The sequence below is a fragment of the Paenibacillus durus ATCC 35681 genome (assembly GCF_000993825.1).
Classification (GTDB): domain Bacteria; phylum Bacillota; class Bacilli; order Paenibacillales; family Paenibacillaceae; genus Paenibacillus_AQ; species Paenibacillus_AQ durus_B.
On sequence record NZ_CP011114.1, the window covers coordinates 3,681,467 to 3,693,839 of the forward strand.

Sequence of the window (12,373 nt, forward strand, 5' to 3'; positions counted from 1 at the left end):
CTTACTCAAGTGACTGCAATCTCTTCATTATTCTAAGAGATCATCACCTGAATATCCAGTTCGCCGATTCCGTCCATAACGAGCGGAATGCTGAGCGCCTTACGGGGCAGGAATGTCACCAGATTCTCCGATTTCATAACTTGGGGAGGCGTGATATCCACCGTAACGCCCTGATTGGACAGAATGGTGCTTGCGTTGCCGCTGATCATGTTGCCAAGCTCCGAAATGGCGCTTTGCCCCATCTCGTCCATCTCGGAAATGGGATAGCCGCCCATCATGGCCGATACCATGCGCAGAGCCACATTCTCGGCGATGCCGAAGACAATATCGCCGCTTATCTGCCCCGTCATTCCTATTTTGATCCATATATGATTATCAATAAGATCAATCTCTTTTACACCCAAATTACCGGCTGACGGCGACACTTGAATCACTTGTTCAATTACGACGCACGCAGATTTTAAAAACGGATTAATCACTTCGGCTTTCATTAAGCGCTGTGCCTCCCTTTACCGGACTTAAGTCATAACCCAAAAGACCTACAACGATCTGGGTATATTATATCTTATATATCGGTACAATTCACCAAAAATTAAGGATTGGCCCAAGTAAAATAAAGAAAGGGGTGTGCGGTATCATTGCCCTGCCGGGTAGAATCTCCTATAATTTAATCAAATGCCAACATTCGGCGTAAACTATGTACATAAACGATAAGTCAACAAAGAGTTGGCCAAGGGAGGTATTCCATGAACATCAGCCAACTGGAGACGCTTATCATGATCTCCAAAACGTTGAGCTTCCGCAAGGCGGGAGAACTGCTCAATCTGACCCAGCCGGCAGTTTCCGCGCAAATCAAGAGCCTTGAGGAAGAGTTCAAGACCCAGCTGGTGGACCGGAACCAGCCCGTTACGCTGACGGACAAGGGGCAAGTATTCCTAACGCATGCGGAGCAGATCGTAAATATCGTCGACGATTTGAAGCAGAGGCTGGCCGATCTGGACGAGACGCCCCAGGGCCATATCATTCTGGGAACGACGACCTCCATCGCGATTCAGATTCTGCCGCGCATTCTTTCTTATTTCCAGGATCAATTTCCTCATATCAAAACGTCCATCCAATCCATGTCCTCTACCCAGATATACCAGCATGTTGATAACGGCCTTGTCGATGTCGGCATCGGCTACCTGATCGGAGACAGCCCCGCCATGACCACCTCCACTCTCTATTACGACACCTTTGAGCTGGTCGTGTCTCCAAGGCATCCGCTGGCCGCAGAGCCGGGCAGAGCCCGCGTCGAGGTGCTGGGCGAAACTCCGCTCATCCTGCTATCGCCCGATACGGTCGGACGGATGTTTGCCGAAGAGGTGTTTGCCAAGCATGGCATCCAGACTCATGTCATCATGGAGCTGACCAGCAGCGAGGAAGTGAAGCGGATGGTGGAGCTGGATCTGGGCGCAGGCATTATTTCGAAGCAGTCGGTGGCGGAAGAAGTAAAGGCCGGGACTCTTAAGATCATTCCGATTATGGAGCTTGAAGTGACTCACCCGGTAGGCGTCATCACCAAATCAGGCAAATATGTCAACTCCGCCATGCGGCAGTTCCTCAGCGATCTTAAGGGAATGCCGGAGACGCAGTTCATCGGATCGGAATAAGACGGCATCATCTAGATAATCTGGCCTAAGGAGATGTTCTTTCAATGAAATTTGACCTGCATACTCATCATTTCCGCTGCGGCCACGCTGACGGAAACATCCGGAACTACGTTGAGGCCGGCATTAAGGCCGGGCTTGGAGTCATAGGCATTTCGGATCATACCCCCTATTTCGGAGATCCGAGCGATCAAGCCTTTCCGCATATTGCCATGGCCAAATCGGAATTCGCCGCTTATGTGGAAGAAGTGCTCGCCTTGAAAAAAGAATATGAGGGCGTGATCGGCATTCTGCTCGGCATCGAATCCGACTTTTTTCCAGAGCATGTGGAAGCGTACCGGAAGATGCTGGACGCCTACCCTTTCGACTACGTGATCGGTTCCGTGCACAGCACGGGGGGCGTGAGTATTTTTAACAAAGGGCGGTGGAGAGGTCTCGAAACGAAAGAAAAGGTTGCTGTCAAAACGGAGTATTACCGGCTCATCTCCGAGTCGGCGCGCAGCGGCATGTTCCAGATTCTCGGCCATATTGACGCCATGAAGGGCAACTATCCTGATTTCTCGAATATTCCCGCCCCAGGTCCGGTTGACGACTGCCTGAAGGTCATTGCGGACTGCGGTGTAGCGATTGAGATCAACACCTCCGGCAAAACAAAGCTGAGCGGCGGCTGGTACCCGTCGGACGACATCCTGGAACGGGCGCTGCGCTACGGTGTGCAGGTAACGTTCGGTTCGGATGCGCACAAGCCTTCACGGGTGGGCGACGAGCATGAAGCGGTCGCGGCCCGGCTGAAGGAGATCGGCTTTACCTCCTGGGTTTACTACAAGCAGAAGCAGAAAATAGAGGTGCCTCTATAAGAACCGGATAATCCTTGCGAGCCGGAGAACGTTAGCATATAAATAAGACCGGTTGGAAAAAGACAACAGCGGCAGTTCGGGAGACTTTGAACTGCACCCCGTCAAGTAGACAGTACAAATAATAAAAATCAATTAAGCGGCCTTGGTCCTAAATTCCATCGGACTGAGGCCGTTTAGTTTTGCTTGTAACCGTTCGTTATTGTAAAAGTGGATGTAGGCCTCAATGTCCCTCTTAAGCTCCTCAAAAGTATGGTACTTGTGCAAATAATACTTCTCACATTTCAAGGTCCCCCAGAAAGATTCCATTGGACCGTTATCGATGCACCGCCCAACACGGGACATACTCTGAATCATTTTGTTGTCATTCAAGAGCTTCTTAAAGCCCAAGGAGGTGTATTGGTAGCCTCGATCGCTATGAAGCATAGGGCTGCTTTCTGGAGCTGCTTGCAAGGCCAGGTTCAACGTCTGGAATACAAGTGGATTGTTATTGGAACGCCCTAATACATAGGAGACGATGGATTTATCATGAAGATCGAGAATAGCGCTCAAATACGCTTTCTGACCATTGCCGTACTTGAATTCCGTTACATCGGTGAGCCACTTTTCATTCGGAGCATCAGCATGGAATTTACGGTTTAGTAGGTTCTCCGCCACCTGCTGCGGCGTGGCGTTCGTATACTTCTTTTTCTTTCTCCGGATAACAGACTGGATTCCCATTACCTTCATTAACCGCTCTACACGCTTATGGTTAATGGTTTTTCCGGTTTGTTTTCGCATATGCAGGGTTAATTGACGGTATCCAAAGGTGCGCTCCACTTTCTCATAGATGGTCATCATCACCTGGGTCAACTGCTCATTCTCCTGCTCACGAGAACTGGGTTTGCGATTTAGCCACTTGTAATAGCTTGAGCGCGCAATTCCTGCAATTTCGCATAGAAGTTGAACGCTAACTGCTGCATCCTTTTGAAGTGCTTGGATGGCAAGGTAAATCGTTTCCTGTCGTGTTTGATTTAGCGTCGCCTTCTTTCGAGTTCCTCTAACTTTTTTAAGAATGCATTTTCCGCCCGAAGTCGCTCAATTTCATACTCCATCTTCTTCATCTTGAGTTTCTGTTGATCGGCCTCCGTTAACTCTTCCGAAGCTTTCTTTCTCCCTCGGCCATCCTTTAACGCATCCTGACCACCATCTTCGAACTTCTTCACCCATTGGTATACTTGCTGGTAGGAGACCTGAAACTGTCCCGCTGTCTTTTGGTAGTCATGTTGATTGGTCAGGCAATACTGGACAATCTCGATCCGTTCTTGCCAAGTCGTAGAGCGACCTTTTGTCATAGCTTTTGCTTCCCCTTTATAGGCTTTTAAGCTGCTATGACCATTATACTTGTTAATCCAATTGAAAAGCTGTCTCGTACTGGCAATCTTGTATTTATCGATGATCTGGTACTGAGACAATCCCCCCTCAAGGTAATCCTTCACCGCCCGGAGCTTAAGCTCAGCACTGTAGCTTTGGAGATGCGTACGGGGCTCTAGCCCTTCATATCCAAACGTTTTGTACCGACGCTGCCATTTCATTAAAGTCGTCTTGTTAATCCCATATTTCTTCGCAGCTGCCAGAAAACCAATTTCCCCATTCGATACTTCTTCGAGAATGGCGAGTTTCTCCAAAGCATTATATTTTCCTCTAAACATGAAAAAGCTCCCCTCACAGTAGCAAGCTTTTTATTATTTCACCTGTCTACCGTATGGGGAGCATATCACTTTAACAGGTCCCGGCTGCCGCTAATTTTTTTTACTCCTGCTTCTCATCCGCAAAATTCAAACCTTGATCCGCCATTGCCCGCCGCAATTGATCCAGCGCTTTCGGCCCCATCCCATGCAGTTTCAGCAGTTCCGCCTCACCCGCTTCCGCAAGCTGCTCCAAAGTCAAATATCCGGCTCCCTGAAGCGCGCGTCTAGCCGGTTTGCTCAGTTTTTCGGGAAGACCGCTTTGAGTACCAGCCATATCTTGTTCCTCCATCTGCCCCCTCCTTTCCCTGTTACATTTATTATACCTTTTCCACTGCGGATGATTATCGGATCGGTACGCTCTATTGCAGAATCATTCCCCGCTCAAGTTACCTGAATAAGGACTTGCTCGGCTGAGGCGCATTGACAAGACGGAAAAATCGAAATAAAATTGGTAACCCCAATATTGGTAATACCAATTTTTATTTTTATACAAAAGAATAGGGAGGAAGCGTTATGGGTAAAAAAATTGCGGTTACCGTAACGGATTTGTTCGAGGATGTGGAGCTTACAAGTCCGGCAGAATCGTTTGAGGCGGCCGGTCACGAGGTTGCTCCTATCGAATGGAAAGCGGGAAAAGGCATTGACATTACCGGCTATCGTTCGATCCGTAATGATTTGAAAAATGCCGGCGCGAACTATAAAGATGAAGAAGTGGTCGTCAGCCGGAATATTGTAACAAGCCGCACGCCGGATGATCTGCCCGCCTTTAACCGGGAATCTCTGAACCTTCTGGGCCGGTAACGCTGGTATGAATTCGAAATGGATTGACCGTGGTTCTTTTGGCCGAAGGGGGATCGCCTTGTGATTACTCCTAAAATCCGCAATACCGCTTTGCTTGTCGCCGGTTGTTATTTTATGGAGAATCTGGACAGCACCATCGTTACAACGGCAGTTCCCGCGATGAGCCGGGCACTTCATGTCTCTTCGGCCCAAATGGGGCTGATTGTCACCGCTTATATGGTCACGTTGGCCGTGTTCATCCCGATCAGCGGCTGGCTGGCTGAGAGGTTCGGGACCCGGCCCGTATTTCTGTCGGCCATCGCGGTCTTTACGCTGGCTTCGGTTGCCTGCGCAATGCGCTGGCGGCGACCACGCAGAACCTTGCCGCTGCCTTCGGCATTGCCTTGGCAACGGTGGCGCTGCGCGCCGGGGAGCCGATCGCGCATGTTGTGACCGGCTCATCCAGCGCCTCGGGTCCTTACACCGTCTCCTTCTTCATCCTGGGCATCATCGCTTCATTTGCGGCGCTGGGGGCGGTACGGCTGGACCCAAGCGCCGGCAACGCTTTGCAGCGGAAGCAGCCTCAAGTAAGTCTGAATAAGCAGCGAAGAAGCGGCTAAGCCTCAACACAAAAAAATGGACCCGATTTCTCGGGTCCCAAGAATCTATATTCTCAAAAGGGGGTCATGTATACAGTTTACCCCATCACTGTTAGAGTTTGATAACGGTATTATTTCATTTGTGTAACAAGATATGACCGGGTATGGTTGCTATCCTTCCATCCGGCGCAGCGTAAATACCGTCAGCTCCGGACGGCACATGAACCGGAATGGCATGTAAGTCTCGCCAAAGCCCCGGTTGACATACAGCAGCCTCTGATCCCCGACCGTGTATAAGCCGCTGACATACTTGACCGACCCGTCCGGCACAAAGGGAGCGCCCATCAACGGAATGCGAATCTGTCCCCCATGGCTGTGCCCGGACAGCTGGAGCTGAATGGAATACTCCTGCACAAAATCCGCATAATCCGGCTCATGCATGAGCAGCACCGTGAATGTGCCTGGCGGAATGCCGCCCATCGCCGCCTTCGGGTTAGGGCCTGGACTGTTGATTAGATAATCCTCCATCCCCGCGACAGCAATGGATTCATTCCCTTTTCGGATAAGGGCATGCCTATTGCGCAGCACTGTGAACCCCGCAGCTTCCAGCAGACCGACCAGTATCTCGGCATGCTTGTAATCATGATTGCCAAGCACCGCAAATTTACCCAGCGGAGCAGTCAGACCGGCAAACAGAGGAACGGACTCTTCCAAATCCTCCGGGTGGCTGTCCACAATATCGCCGCTGAAGCAGATAAGGTCCGGCTCCGCCTCCCGGATATGGCGTATCAGCCGTTTTACATCCCCAGCATCCTTGTTAAAGCCTAGATGCACATCGCTGAAATGGACAAGCTTCAGTCCTGAAAAAGAAGCGGGAAGCTCCTTCCATTCCAGCGTTAGGCGGCTAATCTCCAACCAGCTCGGCTCACCCTTCCAGCTGTAACCGCCGGCCAGCAGCCCCGCACCGATTAACGCCGCCGCGCTGCGGGCCAGAAACTGGCGGCGGGTTATTTTTTTGCCGCCAGTGCCAGTGGAGGGCGAATCGGCCAAATTGTCGCCTGTGGGGGATACTGTAGATTTATTTTGCGCCGGTTCGTTCATTGGCCGTCCCTCCTTTCGCACCCGATTCTTCCGTCACCCAAATTCCCTAAAGGCCGATTTCGCCTAATCCTGCCCTACATACGTCAGACCCTAAAATCTTAAGGTCGCTTGAGCTCCCCTTTGTCTAGGGTAATGCTTATCACCGTTTCAGGCGTGCTGCTGTAAGCTGCCGCAAGCCCCTGGGAGACCGCCCCGCTACGGGACACCCGCCGCACTGACAGCGTCACTTCAAATGATTCGGTGAATGGGTAAGGATCAAGCAGCAGCGTCGTTCCCCGCCACTCTGCCGTTATAACCCGTCCGCCGGTAAAATCGAATTTCCCGGTGCCGGAGAAGCCGTTCTTCCACCACGGATGTTCCTGGGACTTGGGCGTTCCCGGTTCATTCAATCCAATATAGAGCGAGAGATCGTCGCAGAACGGCAGCAGTCTGCTGTCGTAATACAGCTCGGCCTCAAAGGCAGCCGCCCCGGACGCTTCCAGTTCCCGGTGAATCCGGGAGCGGCGCTTCTCCTCCTCCTGAAGGTAAACCGTCAGTTCGGGGCTGCTCTCGCTGGATATTTCAATCAGTCGTTCAAAATGCAGGCTGCATAGCAGCGCTCCATAAGGGGTCACCGCCTCGATTTAGTCCAGACCCCACCGGTAGAAAGTCAGCTTCGGCACGACGGGGAAATCGATAAAGCTGTACGGCGCCTTGGCCGTATCATTCCAGAAAGGAGCCTCGTCCAGATCAATCCATCCCCGGTCATGATTGCCTATCGCATACAGCACTTCATCCAGCCTCCGCTTCCGGGGAACCTGCTCCATATGGAACCGCGCCGCAAATTTCCCGGCCAGCAGCCCGTGGTCATGCTGCTTGATCATGACAAACTTCCCAGCCTGCTCCCGACAAATCACCGAAATACCTCCCAATAGATTCCATTTCCATGCATAGTTATGGAGATTATACCATATTTGCCTGGCCTGCCATGAAATAATCCAATCCCTGAAGCAGATCTTCGGACAGTTCATCACACTGCAAAAAGACCTTCATTTCGCGGACCACCCGTTCCCGGTCATCGCCGAACACCTTCACGATCCGGGCTAATTTCTCCCAGCCCGCCAGATCGCTGCGGAATTCTTCTCCGCTCATCGGAATACCATGCGATTCCACATACCAATGCGAGTTATACCCGTATGCCACGGACAGCAGCTTCAAAAAGGCAGCGCTGGTATACTTTCGCGGACCGCCGTAAACGGAGGGTCCCAGCGCATCGCCCAGGAACAGTACACGATCCTCCCTGACATGCAAAAAGCAGCTGTCGGAGGAATGATCCCCTCCCACGTGTACCAATTCGCAAACAACGCCGCCGAGATCAATGGCGATCCGGTCCTGGAACAGAATATCCGGTTCGATTATTCGGATGTCGCGATTTTCGCCGAACTCCTTGCGGATATCAGCCGCGCTGCCTTCGTTGATGGTCCCTTGGCGAATCAACTCCAGGAGGCAGGCGTCCGACCAGTCCAGCCCCGATAGCGAAGACAGCCCCCGGCCTGTCTCCGCATGGGCCACTACCGGGAGGCCCCAGGCCTGCATGCCAAAGGTATGGTCCCAGTGCCAGTGTGTCAGCGCCAGAATCTCCGGCATACGGACACCGCGCCGTTCCAGCTCCTTGCGGAACAATTCTGCATGCATCGGCGAATTGCCGGCATCCATGAGCAGGGTCCGCCGCTCTCCGGCGATGGCCGCGAGTATGGGACGGTCCGTTTCATGCTCGGCATGCATGATTATGACATGAGGGCTTAATTGTTGATAATGGTGGGTCATGTTCAGCTCCCCTTTTTCGCGTCAAGTGTATCCTTTGACAAAAATAGAATTGGCGTACAGTGATCACTCCAACTTAGCCGCACTAATCAGGCTTCGGATGGATGGGATGGAAATTCTCCCGCTTATTTTTCAAAAAGAGGGCTTGATTAGGGTCTAGACAGGAAAATCTCCATCTTAATCCGGCAATTTGGTAGAAGATAAAGAAAAACGGACAATAAGGCGGAGGATTTCCCGTTTAACGCCTCAAGTCTTGTTTTTTGCGAAATTAAGATGGAGGTTTTTCCGTTTATACCAGTGCCTGAACAAATAATCGAGTGCTGGCATCATCCAAATTCCAGGCATTAAGCGCATAACATCTCCATGTTGTACCAAATCGGTCTTTTATTCAAGGTAAAAGAATAGGCCGCCGCCGGATCATTGCCCGGCGGCGGCCCGCTTCGTATGCTCAGCCGCTGAATATGAATGTTACACGCCCAGCCAACGTTTGAACATATGCTTCGTCGTCTGCTTGTTGATTTCGGCGATGGAGGTCGTCAGCGGGATGCCTTTCGGGCAGGCGCGGACGCAGTTCTGCGAGTTGCCGCAGCCCTCGATGCCGCCATCCGTCATCAGCGCCTCCAGCCGTTCGTCCGCGTTCATCTCGCCCGTCGGATGGGCGTTGAACAGGCGGACCTGGGAAATGGCCGCCGGACCGATAAAGTCGGTCTTCGCGTTGACGTTCGGGCAGGCCTCCAGGCAGACGCCGCAGGTCATGCATTTGGACAGCTCGTAGGCCGACTGCCGTTTTTTCTCGGCCATGCGCGGGCCCGGCCCAAGATCGTACGTTCCGTCGATCGGTATCCAGGCTTTTACCTTTTTAAGCGCGTTAAACATTCGGGTGCGGTCGATAACGAGGTCACGCACAACCGGGAAGGTACTCATCGGCTCGACCCGGATCGGCTGCTCCAGATTGTCGATCAGGGCGGCGCAGGCCTGGCGCGGTTTGCCGTTGATGACCATGGAGCAGGCGCCGCATACCTCCTCCAGGCAGTTCGATTCCCAGCAGACCGGGACCGTGGCCTCGCCCTTGGCGTTGACCGGATTCCGCTGAATCTCCATCAGGGCGCTGATGACGTTCATCCCCGGACGGTACGAGAGATCGAATTCCTCCGTATAAGGCGCGCTCTGCGGATCGTCCTGACGGGTGATGATAAATTTCACGTTTTTGGGAGCTGCCGCTGTTTCCGCCATATGCTTGCCCTCCTAAAAGTTTTGGTAGCGTATGCTTCTGTGAATATACTTCGCAAAACTCGCTTCGAAAGCGTAGGCTTAGTTTTGGTAGCGTATGCTTTCGAAAGCGTAGGGTTATTTGTCCTTGGAATAGTCGCGGACCCGTGGAGGAATCAGCGATACGTCAACGTCTTCGTACGAGATCTTCGGCCCGTCCGGCGTCCATGACGCCTTGGTCGTCTTCAGGAACTCCTCGTCGTTGCGCTTCGGAAATTCCGGCTTGTAATGCGCGCCCCGGCTTTCATTGCGCAGCAGCGCGCCCAGCGTCATCGCCTCCGCCAGTTCCAGCATGTTCCACAACTGACGGGTAAAGGCGACGCCTTGATTGTTCCAGCCCGAGGTATCGCTCATGTTAATGTTACGGTAGCGCTCCTTCAGTTCCTTGATTTTGCCTATGGTCGCCTCAAGCTTCACGTTATGACGGACCACCGTCATGTTGGCAGTCATCCACTCGCCCAGCTCCTTATGGAGGACGTAGGCGTTCTCCGTTCCGCTCATGCCGAGCAGCGATTCGTATTTCTCCTGCTGCACACGCCGGTATCTGTCGAACACCGAAGTGGACACGTCCTGTACCGATTTTTTCAGCCCCTTGATATATTCCACGGCCTTTGGCCCCGACACCATGCCGCCGAAAATGGCCGACACCAGCGAGTTCGCGCCCAGCCGGTTCGCTCCGTGATATTGGTATTCGCATTCGCCCGCCGCAAACAGGCCGGGTATATTCGTCATCTGATTGTAATCGACCCACATGCCGCCCATGGAATAATGGACCGCCGGGAAGATTTTCATCGGGATTTTGCGCGGATCGTCGCCCATGAACTTCTCGTAAATCTCGATAATGCCGCCAAGCTTGACGTCCAGCTCTTTCGGGTCTTTATGCGACAGGTCCAGATAGACCATGTTCTCACCATTAATGCCGAGCCCCTGATCGACGCAGACGTTAAAAATCTCACGGGTGGCAATATCGCGGGGCACCAGGTTGCCGTAGGCCGGATATTTTTCCTCTAGGAAGTACCACGGCTTGCCGTCCTTGTAGGTCCAGATGCGCCCGCCTTCGCCGCGCGCCGATTCGCTCATCAGCCGCAGCTTGTCGTCGCCGGGAATGGCCGTCGGATGAATCTGGATGAACTCCCCGTTCGCGTAATGTACACCCTGCTGGTACACGGCGCTTGCGGCTGTGCCGGTGTTGATGACCGAGTTGGTCGTCTTGCCGAAAATAATCCCCGGACCGCCGCTCGCCAGAATGACCGCGTCCGCCGGGAATGTCTCGATCGCCATCGTGCGTAAATCCTGGGCGGCGATTCCACGGCAGACGCCTTCATCGTCGATCACAGCGGAGAGGAATTCCCAGTTCTCATGCTTCGTTACAAATCCTTCAACCTCCCAGCGTCGCACCTGCTCGTCGAGCGCGTACAAGAGCTGCTGCCCGGTCGTCGCGCCCGCATAGGCCGTCCGGTGATGCTTCGTCCCGCCGAACCGGCGGAAGTCGAGCAGTCCCTCCGGCGTGCGGTTGAACATGACGCCCATTCGGTCCATCAGATGGATGATGCCCGGGGCCGCCTCGCACATCGCCTTGACCGGAGGCTGATTGGCGAGAAAATCACCGCCATATACGGTATCGTCAAAATGCACCCACGGCGAGTCGCCCTCGCCCTTCGTGTTGACGGCGCCGTTGATGCCGCCTTGCGCGCAGACCGAGTGCGATCTTTTGACGGGGACAAGTGAGAATAGATGCACATGAACGCCGGCCTCCGCCGCCTTGATGGTTGCCATCAGGCCGGCCAAGCCGCCGCCCACGATAATGATATCGGCTGTTGCCATGACAGGTTCACTCCCTTATTGGATGACAGTATTTACGGCTTGGGCAATAGCCTCAGCTGTTTTGAAATCGCTGTCACGGAACGTGACGAGCGACAGCAGGAACATGAACGTCACCAGAACGAACAAGCCCATGCACAAATAGGAAGAAACCCGCTGAGAACGGGGACCCACTGTGATGCCCCAGCTGACGAGGAAGGACCACAGCCCGTTGGCGAAATGAAAGCAGGCCGCCACGATGCCAACGATATAAAAAGCAAGCCACAACGGCTGGGTAACGATATCATGCATCACGCCGCCGAGCTCTTCATGAGTAACGTTGCCAAGCGCCACCTGCACCCGGGTTTCGTACAAATGCCATATGATAAAAATAAACGTGACAATGCCGCTGACCCGCTGAAATGTATAACGCCAGTTCCGTTCCAGATTGTAGCGGTTCAGGTTCGGCTTCGACTGGTAGGCGATATACAGCCCGTAGACGCCATGGTACAGCAGGGGAACCCAGATGAACAATAATTCCAGGAAGAAGACGAGCGGCAGGCTGTTCAGCCACAGCACACTTTCCTTGAACCCGGCTGCCCCCTTCTCCACCGCCGAGAAATTCGTCAGCATGTGCTCGATGAAAAAGAACGCGAGCGGGATTACACCGAGCAAGGAATGAATTTTTCTGGAATAAAAGCCTCTCATATTGCCGTGTCCCCTTTCCGAATAAAACAGCGTTTTCATTAATGAGCATACACCTTCGGGCTGGGAGTTGAAACAGGGAA

Annotated in this window: 13 protein-coding genes and 1 pseudogene; 5 read left to right on the forward strand and 9 right to left on the reverse strand. The window is 53.0% G+C overall.

What is annotated here, in order from left to right:
- Window positions 1-32: 32 nt before the first annotated feature.
- Window positions 33-491 carry a chemotaxis protein CheX gene (locus VK70_RS16995; RefSeq protein WP_025699605.1) on the reverse strand — a complete coding sequence of 153 codons (459 nt, stop codon included), beginning with the start codon at window positions 489-491 and terminating at the stop codon, window positions 33-35.
- 255 nt (window positions 492-746) lie between these two features.
- Between VK70_RS16995 and VK70_RS17000 the strand changes: the two genes are divergently transcribed.
- Both VK70_RS17000 and VK70_RS17005 read left to right on the forward strand, forming a co-directional pair.
- On the forward strand, window positions 747-1,652 hold the full coding sequence (locus VK70_RS17000; RefSeq protein ID WP_025699607.1) for a LysR family transcriptional regulator: 906 nt from the start codon (window positions 747-749) through the stop codon (window positions 1,650-1,652).
- Between the two features lie 44 nt (window positions 1,653-1,696).
- Window positions 1,697-2,506 (forward strand): histidinol-phosphatase, encoded by an 810-nt coding sequence (locus tag VK70_RS17005; protein ID WP_025699609.1) that lies wholly within the window; start codon window positions 1,697-1,699, stop codon window positions 2,504-2,506.
- A 132-nt stretch (window positions 2,507-2,638) separates the two neighbouring features.
- Here VK70_RS17005 and VK70_RS27325 read toward each other — a convergent pair.
- A protein-coding gene (locus VK70_RS27325; RefSeq protein ID WP_144415257.1) for an IS3 family transposase occupies window positions 2,639-4,194 on the reverse strand; the annotation gives its coding sequence in 2 pieces (ribosomal slippage) (window positions 2,639-3,564 and window positions 3,564-4,194; 1,557 coding nt in all).
- 100 nt (window positions 4,195-4,294) lie between these two features.
- Window positions 4,295-4,522 carry a helix-hairpin-helix domain-containing protein gene (locus tag VK70_RS17020; RefSeq protein WP_025694441.1) on the reverse strand — a complete coding sequence of 76 codons (228 nt, stop codon included), beginning with the start codon at window positions 4,520-4,522 and terminating at the stop codon, window positions 4,295-4,297.
- Window positions 4,523-4,746: 224 nt separating this feature from the next.
- On the opposite strand from VK70_RS17020, the gene VK70_RS17025 reads away from it, so the two are divergent.
- Genes VK70_RS17025 through VK70_RS27970 form a run of 3 tightly spaced genes read left to right on the forward strand, consistent with a single transcriptional unit; the run spans window position 4,747 to window position 5,633 of the window.
- Complete coding sequence (locus VK70_RS17025; RefSeq protein ID WP_025694440.1) at window positions 4,747-5,034, forward strand: DJ-1/PfpI family protein; 288 nt, start codon at window positions 4,747-4,749, stop codon at window positions 5,032-5,034.
- Between the two features lie 60 nt (window positions 5,035-5,094).
- Window positions 5,095-5,466, forward strand: coding sequence for an MFS transporter (locus VK70_RS17030; protein WP_046723566.1), 372 nt, complete (start codon window positions 5,095-5,097; stop codon window positions 5,464-5,466).
- A complete protein-coding gene (locus VK70_RS27970; protein ID WP_158454074.1) occupies window positions 5,463-5,633 on the forward strand; it encodes a hypothetical protein in 171 nt (56 codons plus the stop codon). The genes VK70_RS17030 and VK70_RS27970 overlap by 4 nt, the downstream gene beginning before the upstream one ends.
- Before the next feature lie 150 nt (window positions 5,634-5,783).
- Here VK70_RS27970 and VK70_RS17035 read toward each other — a convergent pair whose 3' ends face one another.
- The 6 genes and pseudogenes from VK70_RS17035 to VK70_RS17060 all read right to left on the reverse strand — a co-directional run bounded on the left by VK70_RS17035 (window position 5,784) and on the right by VK70_RS17060 (window position 12,293).
- Window positions 5,784-6,713, reverse strand: a complete 930-nt coding sequence (locus VK70_RS17035; RefSeq protein ID WP_046723568.1) for a metallophosphoesterase — start codon at window positions 6,711-6,713, stop codon at window positions 5,784-5,786.
- Between the two features lie 98 nt (window positions 6,714-6,811).
- Window positions 6,812-7,723: pseudogene (locus tag VK70_RS26585) on the reverse strand (DUF3891 family protein).
- The gene (locus VK70_RS17045) at window positions 7,656-8,519 is read right to left on the reverse strand and encodes an MBL fold metallo-hydrolase (protein ID WP_025695902.1); all 864 of its coding nucleotides are present in this window, start codon (window positions 8,517-8,519) and stop codon (window positions 7,656-7,658) included. The pseudogene VK70_RS26585 and the gene VK70_RS17045 overlap by 68 nt, the downstream one beginning before the upstream one ends.
- Window positions 8,520-8,984: 465 nt before the next feature.
- A complete protein-coding gene (sdhB, locus tag VK70_RS17050) occupies window positions 8,985-9,749 on the reverse strand; it encodes a succinate dehydrogenase iron-sulfur subunit (protein WP_025694234.1) in 765 nt (254 codons plus the stop codon).
- Window positions 9,750-9,863: 114 nt separating this feature from the next.
- Window positions 9,864-11,609 (reverse strand): succinate dehydrogenase flavoprotein subunit, encoded by a 1,746-nt coding sequence (gene sdhA / locus VK70_RS17055; RefSeq protein WP_025694235.1) that lies wholly within the window; start codon window positions 11,607-11,609, stop codon window positions 9,864-9,866.
- Window positions 11,610-11,624: 15 nt separating this feature from the next.
- Complete coding sequence (locus VK70_RS17060) at window positions 11,625-12,293, reverse strand: succinate dehydrogenase cytochrome b558 subunit (RefSeq protein WP_025694236.1); 669 nt, start codon at window positions 12,291-12,293, stop codon at window positions 11,625-11,627.
- Window positions 12,294-12,373 lie beyond the last annotated feature (80 nt).

Bases quoted from the DNA above. Each gene is read 5' to 3' on its own strand.
- VK70_RS16995 (WP_025699605.1), bottom strand. From the start codon at position 491: ATGAAAGCCGAAGTGATTAATCCGTTTTTAAAATCTGCGTGCGTCGTA.
- VK70_RS17000 (WP_025699607.1), top strand. From the start codon at position 747: ATGAACATCAGCCAACTGGAGACGCTTATCATGATCTCCAAAACGTTG.
- VK70_RS17005 (WP_025699609.1), top strand. From the start codon at position 1,697: ATGAAATTTGACCTGCATACTCATCATTTCCGCTGCGGCCACGCTGAC.
- VK70_RS17020 (WP_025694441.1), bottom strand. From the start codon at position 4,522: ATGGAGGAACAAGATATGGCTGGTACTCAAAGCGGTCTTCCCGAAAAA.
- VK70_RS17025 (WP_025694440.1), top strand. From the start codon at position 4,747: ATGGGTAAAAAAATTGCGGTTACCGTAACGGATTTGTTCGAGGATGTG.
- VK70_RS17035 (WP_046723568.1), bottom strand. From the start codon at position 6,713: ATGAACGAACCGGCGCAAAATAAATCTACAGTATCCCCCACAGGCGAC.
- VK70_RS17045 (WP_025695902.1), bottom strand. From the start codon at position 8,519: ATGACCCACCATTATCAACAATTAAGCCCTCATGTCATAATCATGCAT.
- sdhB (WP_025694234.1), bottom strand. From the start codon at position 9,749: ATGGCGGAAACAGCGGCAGCTCCCAAAAACGTGAAATTTATCATCACC.
- sdhA (WP_025694235.1), bottom strand. From the start codon at position 11,609: ATGGCAACAGCCGATATCATTATCGTGGGCGGCGGCTTGGCCGGCCTG.
- VK70_RS17060 (WP_025694236.1), bottom strand. From the start codon at position 12,293: ATGAGAGGCTTTTATTCCAGAAAAATTCATTCCTTGCTCGGTGTAATC.